The sequence below is a fragment of the Oceanimonas baumannii genome, from assembly GCF_002245495.1.
In the GTDB taxonomy this organism is placed as follows: Bacteria; Pseudomonadota; Gammaproteobacteria; order Enterobacterales; family Aeromonadaceae; genus Oceanimonas; species Oceanimonas baumannii.
On the sequence record NZ_NQJF01000001.1, the window covers coordinates 356338 to 377115 of the forward strand.

Annotated in this window: 24 protein-coding genes; 17 read left to right on the forward strand and 7 right to left on the reverse strand. The window is 57.2% G+C overall.

The features are described 5' to 3' along the window. The first annotated feature begins 15 nt into the window (after nt 1–15). From mltB to lipA, 6 genes are all read left to right on the forward strand, one after another. A complete protein-coding gene (gene mltB, locus B6S09_RS01740) occupies nt 16–987 on the forward strand; it encodes a lytic murein transglycosylase B (protein WP_094276766.1) in 972 nt (323 codons plus the stop codon). Then, the gene (locus tag B6S09_RS01745) at nt 971–1822 is read left to right on the forward strand and encodes a septal ring lytic transglycosylase RlpA family protein (RefSeq protein WP_094276767.1); all 852 of its coding nucleotides are present in this window, start codon (nt 971–973) and stop codon (nt 1820–1822) included. Before mltB ends, B6S09_RS01745 begins: the two co-directional genes overlap by 17 nt. Nucleotides 1823–1893: 71 nt before the next feature. Beyond that, entirely contained in the window at nt 1894–3066 is a 1173-nt protein-coding gene (locus B6S09_RS01750; protein ID WP_094276768.1) for a D-alanyl-D-alanine carboxypeptidase family protein, read from the forward strand. A 160-nt stretch (nt 3067–3226) separates the two neighbouring features. Next, entirely contained in the window at nt 3227–3490 is a 264-nt protein-coding gene (gene ybeD, locus B6S09_RS01755; RefSeq protein ID WP_094276769.1) for a DUF493 family protein YbeD, read from the forward strand. A gap of 9 nt (nt 3491–3499) precedes the next feature. Then, complete coding sequence (gene lipB / locus B6S09_RS01760; protein WP_094276770.1) at nt 3500–4153, forward strand: lipoyl(octanoyl) transferase LipB; 654 nt, start codon at nt 3500–3502, stop codon at nt 4151–4153. Further along, nucleotides 4150–5115: a lipoyl synthase gene (lipA, locus tag B6S09_RS01765; protein WP_094276771.1), complete on the forward strand. Its 966-nt coding sequence runs from the start codon at nt 4150–4152 to the stop codon at nt 5113–5115. The genes lipB and lipA overlap by 4 nt, the downstream gene beginning before the upstream one ends. Nucleotides 5116–5165: 50 nt before the next feature. Here lipA and aroG read toward each other — a convergent pair whose 3' ends face one another. Further along, on the reverse strand, nt 5166–6221 hold the full coding sequence (gene aroG, locus B6S09_RS01770; RefSeq protein ID WP_094276772.1) for a 3-deoxy-7-phosphoheptulonate synthase AroG: 1056 nt from the start codon (nt 6219–6221) through the stop codon (nt 5166–5168). Between aroG and B6S09_RS18270 the strand changes: the two genes are divergently transcribed. The 9 genes from B6S09_RS18270 (at nt 6220) to B6S09_RS01810 (ending at nt 11885) form a co-directional block, all read left to right on the forward strand. Then, nucleotides 6220–6411 (forward strand): hypothetical protein, encoded by a 192-nt coding sequence (locus B6S09_RS18270; RefSeq protein ID WP_134113943.1) that lies wholly within the window; start codon nt 6220–6222, stop codon nt 6409–6411. The two genes, aroG and B6S09_RS18270, sit on opposite strands and share 2 nt — an antisense overlap. 32 nt (nt 6412–6443) lie before the next feature. Further along, the gene (locus tag B6S09_RS01775; RefSeq protein ID WP_094276773.1) at nt 6444–6644 is read left to right on the forward strand and encodes a DUF2061 domain-containing protein; all 201 of its coding nucleotides are present in this window, start codon (nt 6444–6446) and stop codon (nt 6642–6644) included. 37 nt (nt 6645–6681) lie between these two features. Then, entirely contained in the window at nt 6682–7083 is a 402-nt protein-coding gene (locus tag B6S09_RS01780) for a DUF2750 domain-containing protein (protein WP_094276774.1), read from the forward strand. Continuing rightward, the gene (locus B6S09_RS01785; protein WP_094276775.1) at nt 7083–7520 is read left to right on the forward strand and encodes a YaiI/YqxD family protein; all 438 of its coding nucleotides are present in this window, start codon (nt 7083–7085) and stop codon (nt 7518–7520) included. Before B6S09_RS01780 ends, B6S09_RS01785 begins: the two co-directional genes overlap by 1 nt. 190 nt (nt 7521–7710) lie before the next feature. Beyond that, a complete protein-coding gene (locus tag B6S09_RS01790) occupies nt 7711–8256 on the forward strand; it encodes a YceB family lipoprotein (RefSeq protein WP_094276776.1) in 546 nt (181 codons plus the stop codon). Between the two features lie 111 nt (nt 8257–8367). Further along, the gene (locus B6S09_RS01795) at nt 8368–8970 is read left to right on the forward strand and encodes a LysE family translocator (protein WP_094276777.1); all 603 of its coding nucleotides are present in this window, start codon (nt 8368–8370) and stop codon (nt 8968–8970) included. Then, a complete protein-coding gene (locus B6S09_RS01800) occupies nt 8952–9299 on the forward strand; it encodes a hypothetical protein (protein WP_094276778.1) in 348 nt (115 codons plus the stop codon). The genes B6S09_RS01795 and B6S09_RS01800 overlap by 19 nt, the downstream gene beginning before the upstream one ends. Before the next feature lie 55 nt (nt 9300–9354). Continuing rightward, the gene (locus B6S09_RS01805; protein ID WP_243832744.1) at nt 9355–11400 is read left to right on the forward strand and encodes a protein-disulfide reductase DsbD family protein; all 2046 of its coding nucleotides are present in this window, start codon (nt 9355–9357) and stop codon (nt 11398–11400) included. After that, a complete protein-coding gene (locus B6S09_RS01810) occupies nt 11397–11885 on the forward strand; it encodes a protein disulfide oxidoreductase (RefSeq protein WP_094276779.1) in 489 nt (162 codons plus the stop codon). Before B6S09_RS01805 ends, B6S09_RS01810 begins: the two co-directional genes overlap by 4 nt. 135 nt (nt 11886–12020) lie before the next feature. Here B6S09_RS01810 and B6S09_RS01815 read toward each other — a convergent pair whose 3' ends face one another. The 6 genes from B6S09_RS01815 to gpt form a co-directional block, all read right to left on the reverse strand. Further along, nucleotides 12021–12449 carry a hypothetical protein gene (locus B6S09_RS01815; RefSeq protein ID WP_094276780.1) on the reverse strand — a complete coding sequence of 143 codons (429 nt, stop codon included), beginning with the start codon at nt 12447–12449 and terminating at the stop codon, nt 12021–12023. Between the two features lie 53 nt (nt 12450–12502). After that, the gene (locus B6S09_RS01820; RefSeq protein ID WP_094276781.1) at nt 12503–13759 is read right to left on the reverse strand and encodes a glutamate-5-semialdehyde dehydrogenase; all 1257 of its coding nucleotides are present in this window, start codon (nt 13757–13759) and stop codon (nt 12503–12505) included. 8 nt (nt 13760–13767) lie between these two features. Beyond that, nucleotides 13768–14871 (reverse strand): glutamate 5-kinase, encoded by a 1104-nt coding sequence (gene proB / locus B6S09_RS01825; protein WP_094276782.1) that lies wholly within the window; start codon nt 14869–14871, stop codon nt 13768–13770. A gap of 96 nt (nt 14872–14967) precedes the next feature. Then, complete coding sequence (crl, locus tag B6S09_RS01830; protein WP_094276783.1) at nt 14968–15366, reverse strand: sigma factor-binding protein Crl; 399 nt, start codon at nt 15364–15366, stop codon at nt 14968–14970. A 106-nt stretch (nt 15367–15472) separates the two neighbouring features. Continuing rightward, on the reverse strand, nt 15473–16723 hold the full coding sequence (gene frsA, locus B6S09_RS01835; protein ID WP_166670255.1) for an esterase FrsA: 1251 nt from the start codon (nt 16721–16723) through the stop codon (nt 15473–15475). 45 nt (nt 16724–16768) lie between these two features. Then, nucleotides 16769–17239, reverse strand: coding sequence for a xanthine phosphoribosyltransferase (gene gpt, locus B6S09_RS01840; RefSeq protein WP_094276785.1), 471 nt, complete (start codon nt 17237–17239; stop codon nt 16769–16771). A gap of 277 nt (nt 17240–17516) precedes the next feature. On the opposite strand from gpt, the gene B6S09_RS01845 reads away from it, so the two are divergent. Beyond that, entirely contained in the window at nt 17517–19151 is a 1635-nt protein-coding gene (locus B6S09_RS01845) for a methyl-accepting chemotaxis protein (RefSeq protein WP_094276786.1), read from the forward strand. A gap of 85 nt (nt 19152–19236) precedes the next feature. Further along, entirely contained in the window at nt 19237–20700 is a 1464-nt protein-coding gene (locus tag B6S09_RS01850; RefSeq protein WP_094276787.1) for an aminoacyl-histidine dipeptidase, read from the forward strand. Nucleotides 20701–20778 lie beyond the last annotated feature (78 nt).

Below are 20778 nucleotides of genomic sequence, written 5' to 3' on the forward strand. Positions count from 1 at the left end.
ACAAGGAACCAAGCAATGCGCCTCGCTCTTCTTTCAGCGGCAGTGTGGTTATCAACGTCTGTGTCGGCGGCTCCGACCGTCACCGAGCAGCAGCAATGGCTGGAGGAGCTGGCCGGTAAATTTGAGCTGAGTCAGGACGCGCTGAATCAGGCCATTGCCGGAGCGACCTATCAGCAATCCATTATCGATGCCATGACCCGTCCCGCCGAGGCCAAGCCCTGGCACGATTACCGCCCTATTTTTCTCACCGATAAACGCATTGAGCAGGGTGTAGCGTTCTGGAAGGAACATGAAGCACTGCTGGCCCGGGCCGAGCAGGAACTGCAGGTACCGGCCCAGATTATCGCTGCCATTATCGGGGTGGAGACCTACTACGGCTCCCATATGGGAACACACAAAGTACTCGACGCACTCTACACCCTGGGTTTTCACTACCCGCCCCGGGGTACCTTTTTCCGTTCCGAACTGGGCCATTATCTGAAACTGGCCGAGCAGCAGGAATGGTCTCTGGATGAACAGAAAGGCTCTTATGCCGGCGCCATGGGCATGGGTCAGTTTATCTCCTCCAGCTACCGGCATTATGCGGTGGACTTTAACGACGACGGCCATATCAACCTGTTTGAAGCCACCGACGCCATCGGCAGCGTGGCCAATTATTTTCATGAGCACAAATGGCAGTTTGGTGATCCCGTTGTTCACAAGGCCAGTGTCGCCGACACCGACGCGGCCGATGCCCTGGTCTCTTCCGCTCTGGAACTGAAGCACAGCTGGGCCGAGCTGGCCGCGGCAGGCATAACCACCGAGGATGAGCTCGCAGCAGACACACCGGTTAAATTAGTGAAACTCGACGGTGCAGACGGCCCCGAATATTGGGTGGTACGCCATAACTTTTATGTAATTACCCGTTATAATCGCAGCCCGCTCTATGCCATGGCGGTGTATCAATTGAGTGAAGAGATCAGGCAGGCCTATGAACAACAACGCTAACCTTCTGCGGACAAGACTGCTGCTGCCTCTGGCTGCTGCACTGGTGCTGGCAGCCTGCAGCAGCCAGCCCGATGCTCCCGAACCTTCCGAGCAGGCGCAGGACGACAGTTACGACCGGGAAACTGCCGGCGGCCGTTACTCTCTGCGCCAGGACAAGGCTCCGGGAGAAATGCCAGACATGTCTCACGTCAAGGATGCGAAGCCCCGTTTTGAGCCATACAGTCGTCAGGGCAACAAAAACTACAATGTCTGGGGCCAGGACTATGAAGTATGGCGTGACGTGGAAAACTACCGGGATGAAGGCATGGCATCCTGGTATGGTGCCAAGTTCCACGGCTATCACACCTCAAACGGTGAGGTATATGACATGTATACCATGACAGCAGCTCACAAGAACCTGCCGTTACCGTCTTTTGTAAAGGTGACCAACACCGACAACGGCAAGCAGGTCATTGTGCGGGTGAATGACCGCGGGCCCTTTCACGGTGGCCGCATTATCGATCTGTCTTATGCCGCGGCCTGGAAACTCGGCATGCTGGGCAAGGGCACGGCGCCTGTGAAAGTAGAGCTGATCAAAACAGTCCCCACCAAAGCAGAAGCGCGCCAGGCTGACAAGGCCGCCGGCCGCCATATTCAGTTGCTGGCCACCCGTTCCGGCGACAAGGCAAGAGCGCTTGCCGCCCGTCTGAGCAAAGAGTATGGTTTCCCGGCACGGGTAGAACAGCGTTCCGAATGGTATCGTCTGCAGATGGGACCCATTCCAGCCACCCAGACAGACAATATTCTTGCCCGTTTGGTTGCTGAAGGATTTGAACAGGCATACCTCCTGAACTAAATAACCCGATTTTCATCTTAAAACGGCAATCAACGCCATTCATTATTTAAACAAAAGGTCTGATTTACCTTATGCGTACGGTCAATACTCTGCCTACTCTTGCCATTGCCGGCCTGATGTCTTTTGCCGCACAGGCACAAAACACCATTTCCATGATCCCCGAACCCCCGGCCATTGCCGCCAAGGCCTATGTCCTGATGGACTATGCCAGCGGCCAGGTACTGGTGGCAGAAAATGCCGATCAGAAGCTGCCGCCGGCCAGTCTGACCAAAATGCTCACTTCCTACGTACTGGGTCAGGCCCTGGAAGAGGGCAAAGTCAAACGAGATGACATGGTGACGATCAGTGAAGCCGCCTGGGCCCAGAACTTTCCCGGCTCTTCGGTCATGTTTCTCGAAGTTGGCAAGGAAGTCAGCGTTGATGACCTTAACCGGGGCATTATTATTCAGTCCGGCAACGACGCCTCCGTCGCGATCGCCGAGCACCTGGCCGGCAGCGTCAATTCTTTTGCCGACCTGATGAACTCCTGGGCGGCCCGCCTTGGCATGAATGACAGCCACTTTGTGACACCTCATGGCCTGCACAGCGATGAGATGTACACCACCGCCCGGGACATGGCCAAGCTGGGTCAGGCGCTGATCCGCGATGTGCCCGAGGAGTATGCCATCTATGCCGAGAAATCATTTACCTACAATGGCATCACTCAGCACAACCGTAACTCCCTGCTGTGGGATCAGTCCCTGAGCGTGGACGGAATTAAAACCGGCCACGTCAATGCCGTAGGCTATAACCTGGTATCGTCAGCCACCAAAGACGAGATGCGCCTGATTGCCGTCATCATGGGTGCCGAGAGTGAGCGTACCCGGTCGGCTGAAAGCAAAAAGCTGCTGACCTATGGTTTCCGCTTTTACCAGACGCTGACTCCCTATGAAGCGGGTAGCAAACTGGTGGATCAGCAAATATGGATGGGTGACAAAAACACCGTCGCGCTGGGCGTGAACAAGCCGGTCGCGGTCACTATACCCCGCGGCCAGGCCCAGAACCTGCAGGCCGACTTCACCCTGGATCAGGCGCTGAAGGCACCGCTGGCGAAGGACGAACAGGTAGGTACCCTGCATCTGAAACTGGGTGACAAAGAAGTGGCCACCGTTCCTCTGGTCGCCCTTGAAGACATTGAACAGGGTGGCCTGTTCAGCCGTCTTATTGATTACATTACCCTGCTGATCCAGGGTCTGTTCAAATAACATGAACTCAGGGGCCGAGCTGTACCGGCCCCTTCCCTGCCTGATTTCCCCCACCTGGAAGTTGCCGGTTTCGGATTAACCGTTTTTATGTTAGAAATGCGACATGGGTTGTGAAAATTTACACCATTCCCAATTGAATACTGCTGTTTCAAAGGTTGCCATGAATACCAAATTTGATGAGTTGCTTGAGTTTCCCTGCCGTTTTCCATTCAAGATTCTGGGCCTGGCCGATGAGCGCCTGCCCGATCTGGTCGTGGAAGTGCTGCAGCAGCACGCCCCCGGCGACTACAGTCCCAAGGTGCGTCCCAGCAGCAAGGGCAATTACCATTCTGTCAGCGTGAATGTCATGGTGCAGAGCAAAGAACACGTTGAACTGCTTTATACTGAGCTTGGCAATATCGAGCTGGTTAAATACGTGCTCTGAGGACACTTCATGCAGCAGGACAAACTCACCATCCGCAACTGGGGACTGGCGTCTTACGAGCATGTCTGGCATACAATGCAGAATTTCACCGACATGCGCGATCAAAGTACCGGTGATGAATTCTGGCTGGTTGAGCACCTTCCGGTGTTTACCCAGGGGCAGGCAGGCAAGGCCGAACACGTACTGAACGCCGGTGATATTCCGGTGGTTCAGGCAGACCGAGGTGGTCAGGTCACCTACCATGGTCCCGGTCAGCTGGTGCTTTATCTGCTGCTTGATGTTCGCCGCAAAAAACTCGGCGTACGCAACCTGGTGACGGCCATGGAAGAATCCATTGTTGCATTGCTGAAAGAATATAACGTCGAGGCCTATGCCAAACCCGATGCACCGGGCGTTTACGTGGGCGACAGCAAGGTTGCTTCTCTTGGCCTGCGGGTTCGGCGGGGCTGCTCCTTTCACGGCCTGGCGCTGAACGTCAACATGGATCTGAGCCCGTTTCTGCGCATTAACCCTTGTGGTTATGCCGGTATGGCTATGACCCAATGCAGCACCTTGGGTGGCCCTCAGACCCTCGACGAAGCCCAGTCCCGCCTGGTGCCCCTGCTGGCCAGCCGGCTGGGCTATCAACATCTCTATTACACCACAGAGAAAGTATCATTATGAGTAAACCCGTACGCGTCGAACCCGGCGTAAAACTGCGCGACGCCGACAAAATGGCCCTGATCCCGGTCAAGTTCATGCCAGAGCAAGAAGAAGAAGTGCTGCGCAAGCCGGAGTGGATGAAGATCAAGCTTCCTCCCAGTAACCAGCGCATACAGGGTCTCAAAAACATCATGCGCGAGAACAACCTGCACTCGGTATGTGAAGAAGCATCCTGCCCCAACCTGGCAGAATGCTTTAACCACGGCACCGCCACCTTTATGATCCTGGGTGCCATCTGTACTCGCCGCTGCCCCTTCTGCGATGTAGCCCATGGCCGCCCGCTGCCGGTTGATCCGGAAGAGCCCGCCAAACTGGCCAAAACCATCAGGGAACTGGGCCTGAAATATGTGGTGATTACCTCGGTAGACCGGGACGATCTGCGCGATGGCGGTGCCCAGCACTTTGCCGACTGTATCAAGGCCATTCGCGAGCAAAGCCCGAATACCAAAATTGAAATTCTGACCCCGGATTTTCGTGGCCGTATGGACACCGCGCTGGAGATCCTCAAGGATACGCCGCCGGATGTGTTCAACCACAACCTGGAAACCGCGCCACGCCTGTACCGGGTAGCCCGCCCCGGAGCCGACTATAAGTGGTCACTGGAGCTGCTGCGCCGCTTTAAAGAAATACACCCACAGGTAGCCACCAAGTCCGGTCTGATGATGGGCCTTGGCGAAACCAATGAAGAAATCGTGGAAGTGCTCAAGGATCTGCGCGAGCACAATGTCACCATGCTGACGCTGGGCCAGTATCTGCAGCCCAGCCGTCACCATCTGCCGGTGAAGCGCTATGTGCCGCCCGCCGAGTTCGATGAGCTGAAAGACGTTGCCGACAGCATCGGTTTTACCCATGCCGCCTGCGGCCCCTTTGTGCGCTCGTCCTACCATGCCGATCTTCAGGCACAAGGCGTGGAAGTGAAGTAAGCCTTCCCCATTAAAAAAGGAGCCTTGCGGCTCCTTTTTTTGTGCCTGGCTCACGCCTGCCGTCGGGCAGCCACGGCCTCGGCCAGCTGTGCCAGCATCCGCTCGGTGTCTTCCCAGCCGATACAGGCGTCGGTAATGCTCTGACCGTAAGTCAGCTCACCATCGTCCTGCAGATCCTGACGCCCTTCCACCAGGTGGCTTTCTACCATTACCCCCATGATGGCCTGCTGACCGGCAGCGAGCTGGCTGCATACATCTTCCGCCACCACCATCTGGCGCTGATATTGTTTGCTGCTGTTGGCATGGCTGAAATCGATCATCAGCTTTTGCGCCAGACCGGCTTTCTTCAGCCCTTCACATACCGCAGCCACATGAGCCGCACTGTAATTCGGCTCCTTGCCGCCGCGCAGAATGATGTGGCAGTCCGGATTACCGGCGGTAGAAACGATCGCCGAGTGGCCATATTTGGTGACGGACAAAAAGTGGTGCGAGGCACTGGCAGCACCAATGGCATCGGCTGCCACCTTGATGGTGCCGTCGGTACCGTTCTTGAAGCCGACCGGACACGACAACCCGGAAGCCAGTTCACGATGCACCTGTGACTCGGTAGTACGGGCACCAATTGCTCCCCAGCTCATCAAGTCTGCCAGATATTGCGGCGTGATCATGTCGAGGAACTCGCTGGCAGTGGGCATGCCCATGTCGTTCAGATCCAGCAGCAACTTGCGGCCGATGCGCAAGCCGTCATTGATCTGGAAGCTGTTGTCGAGATAGGGATCATTGATCAGCCCTTTCCAGCCAACGGTGGTGCGTGGTTTTTCAAAATAGACCCGCATCACCACTTCAAGCGTATCCGCATAGCGTTCACGCAGGACCTTCAGCCGCTGACCATACTCAATGGCCGCCTGAGTGTTATGGATAGAGCAGGGCCCGACCACGACCAGCAGACGATCGTCCTGCCCGGCAAGAATACGGTGAATGGCCTCGCGGGATTCAAATACCGTCGCCGAGGCAGTATCGGTGGCCGGATATTTCTCCAGCACCGCCACCGGCGGTAACAGTTCTTTGATTTCATTAATGCGGATATCGTCGGTCTGAAAATGCATGAGCAACCCTGCTTATTCTACTGGTGAGCACCCTGGCTCGAATTTAACAATCTGCTTTTCAATCTATCCCGAGCAGGGACCGGCTGTAAACGCCCTATTGCGCCTCAGTCCCGTTCATTTAAAAGAAAACACCGATGAAACTGATAAAAAAGAACAATTAGCACCACATTTAGGAATGGTTATCATTTAAATGTAACCCTATTCAAGACCCAGGAGCCCACCATGAACAAAACCCTGACCTTCGCACTGGTGCACTTTACCGTGGCATTCAGTGTGGCCTGGCTGCTTTCAGGCAGTCTGCTGGTAGGTGGCCTGATCGCGCTGGTTGAACCCCTGATTAATACGGTGGCTTATTTTTTTCATGAGAAGGCCTGGCAACACCTTGATAAGGTGAGACTGGACAAAACCGGTGAGCTAGTGTGAACATGCCTGTCATCCTACTGTTATAGAGAAAACCGGCATGAGTTATCCCCTCACCGAACAAGACAAGACCACTGTGCTGCAACTGAACGACAATGAGCGCTTTAATCATTTCGTTAACCGGGTGTGTGAGCAGGACGAAATCTGGATCCTCACCGACGAGCACGGCTGCATGATGCTGACTACGGACGACGATGAAGACTGCATTCCGGTATGGCCCCACGCCGATTACGCCCGGGACTGGGCCAAAGGTGACTGGCAGAACTGCACCCCCGAGGCCATCAGCCTGAACGTGTGGCTGAAGCGCTGGGTACCCGGCATGACCGACGATGAACTGCTGGTCGCCGTTTTCCCAACCCCCGATGAAACCGGCGTGGTGGTCGATCCGCATGAACTGAAAGATGCCCTCGACCGTAAAAAATCCCAGGGGCGGCGTAACTGATGCAAATATGGGTAGATGCGGATGCCTGTCCCAAAGTAATCCGCGATATTCTGCTGCGCGCCGCCGAACGTACCAGCACGCCCCTTGTGCTGGTCGCCAATCATGCGTTGCCCGTACCGGCCTCCAGGCAGGTACGCCAGTTGCAGGTTGCGAAGGGCTTTGACGTGGCTGATAACGAAATCGTACAACGCCTTGAGCCTGGCGATTTGCTTATTACCGCTGATATTCCCCTGGCAGCCGAAGCCCTGGACAAGGGGGCAGAAGTACTGAGTCCCCGGGGCGAACGCTTTGACAAGGGCACTATCCGCGCGAAGCTGACCATGCGCGATTTTATGGATACCCTGCGCGCCAGTGGTGTACAGACCGGCGGCCCGCCCACGCTCAGCCAGGCCGATCGCCAGGCCTTTGCCAACCAGCTCGACCGGCTGTTGCGTTAACCAAAGCTGTCAGCCATAAGCTGTCAGCGATAAGAAACACATTTTGTCTGTATTGCTGCGACTTTGTCTTTCGGATCCAGCAGCCTGACAATGTATTCGCGTTAACTGCACTTATGCTCCCGGCACGTACAGACTATCTAGTCTTACAGCTTAAAGCTGACGGCTTACAGCTCAAAAAAGAGGTAATACCATGTTCAAACCCCTGTTTATAACCCTTGCTGCTCTGGTGCTGAGCGCCTGTGCCAGCCTCAGCCAGTACAGCATTTCAGAAAGCGAGCTGGAAAAGGCGCTTTATACTCAACTGGAACAACAGGCGCCACGCTTTACCCAGGGACTGGTAGAAACCCGCATCGACGATCTCAATCTCACCATAGGTCCGGATAACCGCCAGGTAATTCGCCTTGATATTCGCGGTGAAACCGCCATCAATGCCATAGTGGCACGCTTTCCGGCCATGCTGGATCTGCAGGTCGAAGGCCGGCCGGTTTATGACCGGCAAAAGAACGCCATTTTTATCCGGGAACTCAGCCTGCTGAACAGCAAGGTGAACGCGTTCGGTTATCAGGGAGAAGTGGGTGCGGCCTCAGCAGGCATGATGCAGCTGGTGCGCGCCGTGCTTGAAAACCAGCCGGTATACCGGCTTGATGATGGCCGTTACAGCTGGCTGAGCAACGTTCCCGTCGCCATGGATATCGCGCCGGGCCGGTTGGTCTTCAGCCCCCGTTTCAACGATTGAACCCCGCGTGAATGAGGCTGGCTTAATATATGGCTCCTGGCCTACAATGGCGGAGATTATATAAACCAAGTGCCGTCGGCAGGCAGGTGATCTATTAGCGCATCGGTTTTAATGGTGTTTGTACCCACCTTTTTCTTTGTGTCCATCACGCCGGGTATGTGCATGACCCTGGCGTTATCTCTGGGCATGACGGTGGGTGTTAAGCGCACCCTGTGGATGATGCTGGGCGAGTTGGCCGGCGTCGGCCTGGTCGCCTGCCTGGCCGTTGTGGGGGTCGCTGCTCTGATGCTGCAATACCCTCAGCTGTTTTTGCTGCTTAAATATGGCGGCGGCCTTTATCTGGCCTGGCTCGGCATTCAGTTATGGCGCTCCCGGGGCAAACTGGCGTTAAATCCGCTGAATACCGGCCCCCGCCACATTCCTGCCTTTACCCTGGTCAGCCAAGGCTTTGTCACCGCCATTGCCAACCCGAAAGGATGGGCATTTTTTATTGCCCTGTTACCTCCTTTCATCGACAATCAGGCCCCGCTGGCCGGTCAGCTTACCGGGCTGGTGGCCATTATTCTGTCACTGGAGTTTATTTGCTTGCTGCTGTACGCCAGTGGCGGCCGCACCCTGAGCCGGGTGCTGCAGCAAAAGGGCAAGGTCAGGCTGATGAACCGTATTGCCGGCAGCCTGATGCTGGGTGTGGCGCTATGGCTGGTATTGGGCTGAAGCGGGGCCGTCTGGCCATTTTACTGGTACTGCTGATCGGCATTCTGTGCCTGGGTCAGCGCATTGGTATGATGAGCTATTGCCTGGAACAGCCGCAAGTCACTCACACTGACGATACCAGCGGCCAGGACAACCACGAACGCTGTTCACTGTCGGAGCAATTACTCACCAAGTTCTGGGATCATCCCGACAGCTTGCTGCTGGGCCTGATTACCCTGTTGTGCTGGTGGCTGACCCCGCCCCGCCGTCATGGCCGCCGACGTGTTCCTCCCCCCGAGCCAGTGCCCGAATACCGGCGTCACCTGCTGCTGTGTGTATTTCGGGAATGACAGTCAACGTAAGTCTTTCTTATATTTTGCGTTGATCACCCGGAGACCATTAAACGTGTATAAATTCTTTTCATTGTGTTTACTGCTGCTTGCCACGCTGTCTGTTCAGGCTGCCGACACCGGCTGGCTGCAATCTCCCGAGCACCCGCCGGTACAAGTACGTCTGGTGCAGAACGGCCCGCTGGACAACAGCTCCGGTCAGTATGCTGCGCTGTTGCAGGTACGCCTGGCCGACGACTGGAAAACCTACTGGCGTTCCCCCGGTGAAGGTGGCATTGCGCCCAGACTCGACTGGCAGAGTTCCGACAATATCCGGGCCTTTGACTGGCGCTGGCCCCTGCCCGACCGCTTTCATCTGCTGGGGATAGAAACGCAGGGCTATCAGCATGATGTCAACTTTCCGGTTTACATCACCCCGGAAAACCCGGAAACACCGGCGACCTTTAACGCCACCCTCACCTTGCCCAGCTGTACCACCATTTGCGTGCTGACCGAGTATTCACTGTCGCTGCCGCTGCAGGCTGATCTCGCCCTCGATGAAACCGTTAACCATCACTTTCAGCAGGCGCTGTCGCAGGTGCCCCGCCCGGCCACCCGGGTACAGGCCGGTGACTGGCAATGGGATGAGGCCAAAGAACTGGTCTCTATCACCCTGAGCAACGAAGCAGGCTGGCAGGATCCTCAGATATTTATCGACGATACCGATACCGCCGTCTTCAGCCAGCCCGTGATCACCACCAACGGGAGTCACCTTGAGGCACGCTTTACCGTCAGCAGCTGGGATCCGGCGCTGAACCTCGACGGCGAAGCCCTGATTGTAACGGTAGCCGATGAAAGCCTGGCCGAGGAACTGAGCGAGCCGGTTGCCCAAGGCACACTCGCCGCCACGGCCAGTGCCCAGCCCGGCCTGCTGATGGTGCTGGGCTACGCTCTGCTGGGCGGACTGATCCTGAACATCATGCCCTGTGTGTTGCCGGTACTGGGGCTTAAGCTGAATACTTTGCTGCTGGGCGAACGCAGCCGTGCCCAGGTACGCCGGCCGCTGCTGCTGTCGGCGGCAGGTATCATGCTGTCGTTCTGGGGGCTGGCGGCCTTTATGCTGGCACTGACCTGGTCCGGCGCGCAGCTGGGCTGGGGCATTCAGTTTCAGCAGCCGGGGTTTATCGGTTTTATGCTGGCAATCACGGCACTGTTTTCCCTCAACCTGTTCGGGTTATTTGAGATTCACCTGCCAAGCAGACTCAGCACCTGGCTGGCTACCCGTCCGGGTGGTGGCAACAGCAGCCATCTGCTGCAGGGCATGTTTGCAACGCTCTTGGCCACGCCCTGCAGCGCCCCTTTTCTGGGTACGGCTGTGGCCGCAGCACTGGCCTCCTCACCGCTGGTATTAATTGCCATCTTTACCGGACTGGGGCTTGGCATGGCCTTGCCCTGGCTGTTATTGGCGGCATTTCCCGGCTTTGTACGCTTTATGCCACGACCCGGCCCCTGGATGGTCAAGGTGAAGTGGCTGTTTGGTCTTATGCTGCTGGCTACCAGCCTGTGGCTGCTGTCACTGCTGTCTGCCACGCTGGGCAGCACGCTTAGCCTGCTGCTGGCAACGCTGCTGGTGATCTTACCGCTATGGTCGCTGCTGCGCCGTCATGGCATGCGCGCCTTGGTATTTGGCCTTGCGGGCATCAGCCTGACCGGTGCCGTTCTGGGAGGCGTGGCCCTGCTCACTCAGGAACGCTGGGTTACCCCGGCCAAGCCCGAGCTGCCCTGGCAGCCACTGGATGTGGCCCGCATAGAGCAGGAAGTGGCCGCCGGCAACAGAGTGTTTGTGGACATTACCGCCGACTGGTGCATCACCTGCCAGGCCAACAAGGTGGGTGTCATCCAGCGGGATCCGGTATACAGCGTGCTGGAGCAGGATAACGTGGTGCTGATGCAGGGAGACTGGACCCGCCCCAATGCGGAAATAACCGACTATCTGCGCGCCCATGGCCGGGCGGGCATTCCCTTTAACCAGGTGTTTGGCCCGGGCTTGCCAAGCGGCCGTGATCTGGAAGTGCTGCTGACCAGTGACAAGGTCATTTCCGCACTGGAGGCAGCCCAATGAGCCGCTTTAAACGTCTGCTGGGTTACGGCTTTGCTCTGTTACTAGTGATGACAGCGGTGGATTTGTGGCGCAGCCGGGATCTGCCCGCCTCCGCTGACGTCCTGGATGGGCTGATCACGCTGGAAGGCCAGGCCGTAGATCTGGCGGCCCAGAGCCAGAACGAGCCGGTGCTGCTCTATGTCTGGGCCAGCTGGTGTGGTGTGTGCCGGCTGGTCTCGCCCATGGTGAACATGGTACCGGGTCCGGTGATGAGCATTGCCATTGCCTCGGGCAGCCAGCAGAAGGTGCGTGCCTACGTGCAGGAAAAGGGCTATGACTTTCCGGTGATTAACGATGAGCACAACCGGCTGGCCAGGCACCTTGGCATTGGCGTCACCCCCACTCTGATGGTCGTGCACAAAGGAGAACTGAGCATGGCTACCACCGGCTTTACCACCCTGCCGGGCATGATGCTACGCCGCTGGCTGGTTCAGTTCGGGGCCTGATAAGAAACAGCCCTGTATTTCCGCACGGGTGGAAATACAGGGCATCATGCCGAAGAGTCACGATAACACTGCGTCTGCAGATACACGAAGCCCCGTCTGCACGGGGATATGGCCTTCCTTCAGGGGGAGACTAATTTAAAACAGTACCCGCCGGCCCCTAAGGCATTCCCGACAGGTGGGCTCGCCCATCAGTGACCCCAGATCTTCCGGCGCACAGCGCTTTCCGCAATGGCTGCACTCATGAAATGATTTCAGCCGCAATGCAATACATTCCTCCACCAGCGCCAGTAACTGCTCCAGACTGCCGGAGCGGTCGTCAACCATGCCACGTGAGCTGGGTTTGGTCGTCTGCATATCATGATGTCGCCATTCCATGGCCGGCAACAGGACTTCTGCCCTGTCGTGCTGAAACGAGACAATTACCAGAACAGGATCACCGATAAACAGGCTCTGCGCCCCCTGCACCGGATAATTCAGATGCTTAATCAGGTGCTGACGCCAGGACTCCAGCGTGGGCGATAATGGCATCGCCAGCAACAGGGCATCCAGCAACTTGGACGGCATAATATTCCTCTCCCCTCGCAACAAGAATCCGGCCCCTGAAGCGGGGCCGGCTGTTACTGACGGATCAGGTAATCCGCCAGCCCCACCCACTTATAACTGGTCAACTCTTCCAGCCCCATGGGACCACGGGCATGCAGTTTCTGGGTGGATACCGCCACCTCGGCACCCAGGCCGAACTGGGCACCGTCGGTAAAGCGGGTCGATGCATTCACATACACCGCCGCCGACGGCGCACCATTCACAAAGCGCTCGGCATTGACCAGGCTGTTGGTCAGAATGGCATCAGAATGACTGGCATTAAAAGTACGCAGATGCGACAGGGCCGCTTCCACATCGATCACCAGCCTGACACCCAGGGTCAGGCTCAGCCACTCGGTGTCAAAGTCGTTATCGCCGGCGGCACGGACATCGGCAGGGCCGTCTTTCAACAGCGGCAGTGAATGCTCACAGGCCACCAGCTGCACGCCTTTTTCGGCCATGCGGGCACTCAGGGCAGGCAACAACTCGTCTGCCACCGCTTCGTGCACCAGCAGGGTATCAAGAGCATTACAGGCACTGGGTCTGTGGGTCTTGGCATTGTCGATCACTTCAATGGCCCGGGTCAGATCGGCGCTGTCATCCACATAGGTGTGGCTGATGCCGAACCCGCCAATAATCACCGGAATGGTGGCCTGCTCCTTGCAGAGCTGGTGCAGACCGGGGCCACCGCGGGGAATGATCATGTCGACATACTGGTCCAGCTTGAGTAAGCCGCTGACCCATTCCCGGCCCGGCTCGCCGATATACTGCACGCAGGACTCGGACAGCTCACAGGCCGCCAGTGCCAGCCGGATCACCTTCACCAGCTCCTGGTTGGTGTGAAAGGTTTCCCGGCCACCACGTAAAATACTGGCATTACCGGTTTTCAGACACAGGGCAGCAATATCGATGGTAACGTTGGGACGAGCTTCGTAAATGACACCCACCACCCCCAGCGGCACCCGACGGCGGGACAAACGCATGCCATTTTCCAGCACCCGGGACTCCAGTTCGGCCCCTACCGGATCCGGCAGCCGCACCACATTGCGCACATCGTCGGCAATTGCCTTCAGGCGAGCAGGGTTCAGCATCAGCCGGTCGAGCATGGCCTCACCAATGCCGTTGTCCCGGGCCGCATCCAGATCCTTCGCGTTGGCGGCAAGAATGGCCTCGGCGTTGGCTTCAAGTGCCTCGGCCATGGCCATCAAGGCGGCATTTTTAGTTTGCGTACTGGCTTCGGCCAGCTGGTAAGAGGCACTGCGGGCGGCGCAGCCCATTTGTTGCAAATCCATGATATCTCCTACAAAAGCACCAGATCATCGCGGTGAATGGCAACGCTGCCGTAGCCATACCCCAGCAGGGTTTCAATCTGGTCTGAATGTTGTCCTTTAATACGCTCCAGATCCTGAGCGTCGTAGCGGCAGATGCCCCGGGCCAGCTCCCGGCCGTCCGGATTGACGATACGCACTGCCTCGCCCCGGCGGAACCGTCCTTCCACCCGCACTATGCCCTTGGGCAGCAAGCTGGATCCCTTGTCCAAGACCGCGCTGACCGCACCGGCGTCAATATGAATTTCACCGTGGGGCGGCGGCCCGGCCAGGATCCAGCGCTTACGGCTTTCCAGCGGTGTCGCCAACGCCGGAAAACGGGTACCCACCCGGTCACCGGCAGCCAGCCGGCCCACGACCTCAGGAACCTGGCCGGTGGCAATCACCACGTCCACCCCGGCGCGACGGGCGACATCGGCGGCCTGCAGCTTGGTAGCCATGCCGCCGGTGCCCAGCCCGCTCACACTGCCGCCGGCCAGTTTGCGCAGGGTATCATCGATGGTCTGCACTTCCTCAATCAGCTGAGCGTCGGGGTTGTTGCGGGGATCGGCGGTAAACAGTCCCCGTTGATCGGTCAGCAGAATCAGCAGATCCGCCTCAGCCAGAATAGCAGCCCGGGCAGACAGGTTATCGTTATCCCCCACCTTGATCTCATTAGTGGCCACCGCATCGTTTTCATTGATCACGGGGATAATCCGATGATCCAACAAGGCCCGCAGGCTGTCCCGGGCGTTGAGGTATCGCTCTCTGTCTTCCAGGTCGGCCCGGGTCAGCAGCAGCTGACCAACATGCAGGCCATAGATATTGAACAGTGACTGCCAGGTCTGGATCAACTGCGTCTGCCCTACCGCCGCCAGCATCTGTTTATTGGCCATAGTTCCGGCCAGCTCGGGAAAGCCCAGATGTTCACGCCCCGCAGCAATGGCTGCCGAGGTCACCACAATAATACGGTGGCCGGCACGATGAAGGCTGGCGCACTGACGCACCAGCTCCACCATATGTGCCTTGTCGAGATGACGAGTGCCGCCGGTGAGTACACTGGTACCCAGTTTTACAACAATGGTTTTGCCTTTCATGGAACGCCCTGCGGCTCCTTTACAACACAGCAATGCCGGCAGACGCCGGCAATCATTATACGAAAAGACGGATTTCTGCGGTCTGGCCGCAAAAAATCAGGCGGGGCTCAGCAGATGCTTGTCACCAAGCTCCGGTGCCGGGCCGGCACTGAAAGAGAGATCATCAAGGCAGACAGCCAGCTTGTCGTAGAAATCGCGCAGGGTTCGGGCAATTTCTTCTTCATGCTTGCGAGGAATTTCCCGCTCCTGCCATTCACCTTCGCCACCAAAGTGGCCCAGGCGATAGTAAAATTCAAAATGTTGGTCACTTCTGGGCACAAGCTCCAGCCACCAACCCCAGAATTCACGTTTTTCCGGCTCCACCTTGGCGCTGACGCAGACCGCCAGACAATCAAAGAAGTAACCGTTCTGACTCGACTGCTCACTACGCAGATAAGGGCCTATGGCCGCAAACAGACGTAACAGCTTCTGATGACTCACCGCTTCAGTACTCATAACCACCTCCCTGGTAACTGGCCTATATGTAACGCTTTTTCACTCAAGAATAAAGGTTGCACGCCCCTGATGAGCAAAAAAGTAGCAACGCTGTCTTGCTTCGGGTTTACAGATGGTCTAGCAACCAGTCCCGGGTTCGTACCAAAGCGGTTTCATACACCTCCACCAATGGCTGTTTGTCCAGCACCAGCGCTTTGCCATTGCGGCTGGCTCCGGCCAGCGCCTGTATTTCCGGCTCGGGACACAGAAAATCCCGGCGATGACCAATACTGAGTAACGGCACAGGGGTTTTATGCCCCATCAGTCCCTGGGTTTTCAAGGAAAGTCCCCGACAATGCTGATACACACTTTCCCAGTCATTACTTACCATGCCCAGCCGGTTGGCGATACTGTCTCTCAGCATGGCCGGAGCCCGCATAAAACGGTCCCGCTCACTGAAGAACAGATTGGCAGCCCCGGCAATACAGACCACGGCTCGCAACCGGAATGGCTCCAGGCTTGCCAGCCTGGCCGCCACATTGCCGCCCATACGAACTCCCAGCATGGCTACCCGACGTTCATCAACCCAAGGGATCTCCGGCACGTAGCGCAACACCGCCTGATGCAACCGGCTGCTATCCTGAACCAGTGGCCAGTGCGATGAATAACCCACTCCGGGCATGTCCACAGTCAGCATGGCAATCCCCGCCGGGGCCAGGTAACGCTGGTAAAAATGCCAGAAATCGAGCTGCAGACTGTCGAGGCTGCCACTGACCATCACCAGAGGCAGTGGCCGGTCATTCGCAGGCAGGTGTAAATAGCCCTGTACTTCTTTGCCATTAAAAGGAATGCGCAGTTCTTTTAACGGCACCGGCAGCAGCCTGCCCGCTTCGCGGTAGGCCTGATTGGCCAGCAGCTGGGCCTGCAGCGCCAGCCGGTCCCCTTTCAGGTGCGGGTAGCTGGCCAGAGAAAAATAACGGGCAGCCTCCAGAAAACGCTGCTGAGCCTGGCCGCAGTCACTGCTTTGCTGTGCTTTTTTTTGCGCCTCAGCTCCCAGCCGACTCCACTCAAAGACCCAGTTACCCGGTCCATAATCGGCCACGGTATCCAGCCAGCCTTCCACACTGCGCCGGCCGCTGGCCATCGCCATTCGTGCATAAGTGGCTTCTATCTCAATGCTATCGATACCCAACCAGTGCCAGAATGCCCGTTTTTGCAACCGGTAAAAAGCGGGCAGATCAGCGCCGTCGACATAGGGAGCCGGCTCCTGGTCTATAACGGAACGGCGTCCGGCAAAGGTAATGGTGGACGTTTCTGGGGCATGATGTACGGCGGAAAACAGCCGCTCACTCAAATTGCTTTGCTGGCTAGTCATCAGAACTCCGGCCTCAGCCAATAAAAAAGGCTCCGAAGAGCCTTTTTATCATGCCTGTTCCTGTTCGCACAGCGGCGTAACAAAAGTGACACTCATATCCCAGGGCTGTTCAATCCAGGTGTCCTGGCCGACGCTCACTTCAAAGTCATCAACCAGCGGCTCACCCTTGGGCTTGGCAAATACAGTAATAAACCTGGCTTTGGGGTACAGCTCGCGAATGACCCTGGCGGTGTTGCCGGTGTCCACCAGATCGTCAACGATCAAAAAGCCTTCACCGTCACCGTTCACCTGCTTGAGCACCTGCAGATCATTACGCTGCTGGTTGTGGTCATAGCTGGAAATGCACAGGGTATCAACATGGCGAATTCCCAGCTCACGCGCCATGATGGCGGCAGGAACCAGACCGCCACGGCTGACGGCAATAATTCCCTTCCACTGGCTGGCGGGCAACTGACGGGCAGCCAGTTTGCGCGCTTCGCGTTGAAAAGAGTCCCAGGTGACAACGAATTTGTTGGACATAAAAAAAGAACCTTTGGGTGTTGGCTTTAAAACAGAATGGCCACCCGTAACCCCGTCATAACGGGCCTTTGGGTAAACAATGGGCATATTATAGAGATCACGCCCATTCTTGACCAGCTAAACAGTTTTTAGCTGAAGATCATACCACCACAGGATTAGACTAAAGTAGCGGTCGACCAGATCTCATTTCCTCCAAATGTATACATACCACACAAATATTAAGCACTAGAGTAGGACAAGCACGGACTGCAACAATAACCTGATAAAGGAACCGAATGTGAACTGGCTTCGCTCACTGACTATTGCCAAACGGCTCTATCTCAATCTGTTACTGCTTTCCGCCGGAATACTGGGCGTTACACTGCTGATGCTCTGGTTCTTCTATCAGGGTCTGATCGAGGAAAAACGGACTCAGACCATGTACCAGGTACAGCAAGCCAGCAGCCTGGTCAGTCATTACTATGCCCAACAGCAGAATGGCCAGCTATCCGAACTCGAAGCCAGACAGCAGGCCATAACCGCGATCGCCGGTCTGCGCTATGGCAACGATGATTATTTCTGGATCAACGATCATCACCCCCGCATGATCCTGCACCCCATGAAGCCAGAGCTAAACGGTGATGATCTCAGCGGCTTTGAAGATCCCGACGGCAAACGGCTGTTTGTGGAAATGGTGCGCCAGGTCGAACTGGCCGGCCGGGGGTTTGTGCACTACCTCTGGCCCAAACCCGGACTCAAAGAACCGGTGCCAAAAATATCTTATGTGCAGTTATTTGAGCCCTGGGGATGGATTATTGGCACCGGCATTTATATCGACGACGTGGAAAACCAGCTGACGGCGCTGGCCGGCAAGGTCATGCTGATGATGCTCGGACTGGGCGCACTGGCAGTGCTGGTCGCCATTGTACTTATCCGCAGCATTCTTAACCCGGTTGGTCAGACCGTTAATGCCCTGCGGGATATTTCTCACGGCGAAGCGGATTTGCGCCGCCGGCTGGATGAAAGCGGCCGTGACGAAATCACTCAGCTCAGCCAGAGTTTCAACCAGTTCTGTATCCGCCTTGGCGAGACCATTCGCCGGCTGTCCCCGATCAGTCATGAGGTGGCCGAAGCATCGGGCAGATTGTCGGACATCGTGCGCCATAACCGCCGGGTATCCGAACAGCAATCGGCAGAAACCGAGCAAGTGGCCACGGCCATGCAGGAAATGCTGGCCACCAGCAGCGAAGTAGCCAGCTCTGCCGGACAGGCGGCCAGTGCCAGCCGTGAGTCCTCTCTTGCTGCCGAACAGGGCTCACAGCAAGTCAGCCATACTTGCGAGCATTCATCATCTCTGGTGGATGAGTTGAGTCAGGCCCAGCACCGGCTGGGGGCTCTGACCGAACGAACCAAGGAGATCGGCACCGTGCTGGAAGTTATCCGCACTATTGCCGAGCAGACCAATCTGCTGGCCCTGAATGCCGCCATTGAAGCCGCCCGGGCCGGTGAGCAGGGCCGGGGTTTTGCCGTGGTGGCCGACGAGGTCCGTGAGCTGGCCACCCGCACCCAAAGTTCCACCAATGAGATTGAGCAAATTATTCACGGGCTGCAGCAGGAATCGGACGACACCGTCACCCGCATGCAAACCCTGATGCAGCGGGCAGAACAAACCCGGGGCAGCGCCGTTCAGGCAGGCGAAGCGCTGGCCACCATTACCGGGCACATGCAACTGATTAATGACATGAATAATCAGATTGCGACCGCTGCCGAACAACAGCGTCAGACCACAGAAGAAATGAGTCGCAACCTGTGCCGGCTGAGCGAGCTGGCCGAAGAGGTTCGCCACAAAACCCATGAAACCGACAGCGCCGGTGAGGCTCTGCTCAACCTGGGACGGCGTCTGTCAGCAGAAGTTGACGGTTTTAAGGCCTGAACTCCCGAAGTTTTGAGCCCGGCAATGGATAACACCGGCGCTGGCAGGGTAAGCTTGAACTCTTGTTTTCCTTGCCGGTGATTTCATGACTTCCATTCGCACTCTGGCCCCGGAAACACTCTGGGGCTTTTTTGACACCATTTGCAGTATTCCGCACCCCTCCGGCCACGAGGCCGCCTTACGCAGCTGGATAAGCAACTGGGCTGATGGCCAGGGGCTGCCTGTACTGCAGGATGAGGTGGGCAACCTGATCATTAAAAAGCCGGCCAGCCCGGGGATGGAAAACCGTAAAGGTGTGGTGCTGCAGGCACACCTGGACATGGTGCCTCAGGCCAATGCCGGCACCGAACACGACTTTACTCAGGACCCGATCCGTCCCCGGATTGACGGCGACTGGGTGTGTGCCAGCGGAACCACGCTGGGAGCAGACAACGGGATTGGCATGGCCGCCTGCCTGGCAGTGCTGGCCGATCCGGCGCTGATCCACGGCCCTCTGGAGGTCCTGCTGACCGTGGATGAAGAAAGTGGCATGACCGGTGCCTTTGGCCTGCAACCCGGCTGGCTTGAAGGGGAAATTCTGCTGAACACCGATTCGGAGCAAGACGGTGATGTCTATATAGGCTGTGCCGGCGGCGTGGACGCCAACATCACCCTTCCCTATCAGGCCGAGCCAGTGCCCGCCGGATACCAGGCCTTTCTGCTGACCATTTCCGGCCTGCGCGGCGGCCACTCCGGCATCAATATTCATGAAGGCCGGGCCAGTGCCAACAAGCTGCTGGCCGAGCTGATGCATCAGGTTACCGAACATACCGATGCACGGCTGGCATCCCTGAGTGGTGGCACCCTGCGCAATGCCATTGCCCGTGAAGCTGCAGCCCTGCTGGTGGTACCCGCGAGCGACAGCGAGCGGCTACAGGAGCTGCTGGTAACGCATCAGCAACACTATTCCACCGAGTTTGCCGGGGTAGATGATTTTATTCGCCTCGAGCTGAATGCCGCCGAATTGCCTGCCCGGGTCATGAGCCGGGTCATGCAACAAAAGCTGACCCGCGCCATGCTGGCCTGCCCTCATGGTGTCATGGCCATGAGCCGAGACATGCCGGACGTCACCCAGACGTCGACCAACCTGGGGGTGATTGAAACCCGGGATGACCACGTGCATGTGCAATGCCTGATCCGCTCTCTCAACAATGCCGGCCGCGACCGGGTGGCAGCCATGACCGCCGCCGTGTTTGAACTGGCCGGCGCCACTGTGGCCTTCGATGGCGCTTATCCGGGCTGGCAACCCAACCCGGACTCACCGATCATGAAGCTGGTGCTGGATACACATCATGAGGTATTCGGTGCCCTGCCAGCGGTCAAGGTCATCCATGCCGGGCTGGAGTGCGGCCTGCTGGGTAATGTTTATCCGCACTGGGACATGGTGTCTTTCGGCCCTACCATTCAGGGAGCACATTCGCCGGACGAGCGGGTCAACATAACAGCGGTAGCCCGTTTCTGGCAGCTTCTGATCCGGGTACTGGAGCAAACACCCGAGCGCGTCAGTTGACGACAAAAAGCCCGTACCGGGACATGTTCAGCCTACCGTTTTTCGCTTATGATCCGGCCAGTATCCTTATGGAGGTGC

Excerpts from the sequence above, each read along its gene's own strand:
- B6S09_RS01810 (WP_094276779.1), top strand. The coding sequence starts at position 11,397 with ATGAGCCGCTTTAAACGTCTGCTGGGTTACGGCTTTGCTCTGTTACTA.
- B6S09_RS01820 (WP_094276781.1), bottom strand. The coding sequence starts at position 13,759 with ATGGATTTGCAACAAATGGGCTGCGCCGCCCGCAGTGCCTCTTACCAG.
- lipB (WP_094276770.1), top strand. The coding sequence starts at position 3,500 with ATGCAGCAGGACAAACTCACCATCCGCAACTGGGGACTGGCGTCTTAC.
- ybeD (WP_094276769.1), top strand. The coding sequence starts at position 3,227 with ATGAATACCAAATTTGATGAGTTGCTTGAGTTTCCCTGCCGTTTTCCA.
- B6S09_RS01750 (WP_094276768.1), top strand. The coding sequence starts at position 1,894 with ATGCGTACGGTCAATACTCTGCCTACTCTTGCCATTGCCGGCCTGATG.
- B6S09_RS01745 (WP_094276767.1), top strand. The coding sequence starts at position 971 with ATGAACAACAACGCTAACCTTCTGCGGACAAGACTGCTGCTGCCTCTG.
- lipA (WP_094276771.1), top strand. The coding sequence starts at position 4,150 with ATGAGTAAACCCGTACGCGTCGAACCCGGCGTAAAACTGCGCGACGCC.
- mltB (WP_094276766.1), top strand. The coding sequence starts at position 16 with ATGCGCCTCGCTCTTCTTTCAGCGGCAGTGTGGTTATCAACGTCTGTG.
- B6S09_RS01775 (WP_094276773.1), top strand. The coding sequence starts at position 6,444 with ATGAACAAAACCCTGACCTTCGCACTGGTGCACTTTACCGTGGCATTC.
- aroG (WP_094276772.1), bottom strand. The coding sequence starts at position 6,221 with ATGCATTTTCAGACCGACGATATCCGCATTAATGAAATCAAAGAACTG.
- gpt (WP_094276785.1), bottom strand. The coding sequence starts at position 17,239 with ATGTCCAACAAATTCGTTGTCACCTGGGACTCTTTTCAACGCGAAGCG.
- B6S09_RS01815 (WP_094276780.1), bottom strand. The coding sequence starts at position 12,449 with ATGCCGTCCAAGTTGCTGGATGCCCTGTTGCTGGCGATGCCATTATCG.
- proB (WP_094276782.1), bottom strand. The coding sequence starts at position 14,871 with ATGAAAGGCAAAACCATTGTTGTAAAACTGGGTACCAGTGTACTCACC.
- B6S09_RS01785 (WP_094276775.1), top strand. The coding sequence starts at position 7,083 with ATGCAAATATGGGTAGATGCGGATGCCTGTCCCAAAGTAATCCGCGAT.
- B6S09_RS01850 (WP_094276787.1), top strand. The coding sequence starts at position 19,237 with ATGACTTCCATTCGCACTCTGGCCCCGGAAACACTCTGGGGCTTTTTT.
- B6S09_RS01790 (WP_094276776.1), top strand. The coding sequence starts at position 7,711 with ATGTTCAAACCCCTGTTTATAACCCTTGCTGCTCTGGTGCTGAGCGCC.
- crl (WP_094276783.1), bottom strand. The coding sequence starts at position 15,366 with ATGAGTACTGAAGCGGTGAGTCATCAGAAGCTGTTACGTCTGTTTGCG.
- B6S09_RS18270 (WP_134113943.1), top strand. The coding sequence starts at position 6,220 with ATGAGCAACCCTGCTTATTCTACTGGTGAGCACCCTGGCTCGAATTTA.
- B6S09_RS01780 (WP_094276774.1), top strand. The coding sequence starts at position 6,682 with ATGAGTTATCCCCTCACCGAACAAGACAAGACCACTGTGCTGCAACTG.
- B6S09_RS01795 (WP_094276777.1), top strand. The coding sequence starts at position 8,368 with ATGGTGTTTGTACCCACCTTTTTCTTTGTGTCCATCACGCCGGGTATG.
- B6S09_RS01800 (WP_094276778.1), top strand. The coding sequence starts at position 8,952 with ATGGCTGGTATTGGGCTGAAGCGGGGCCGTCTGGCCATTTTACTGGTA.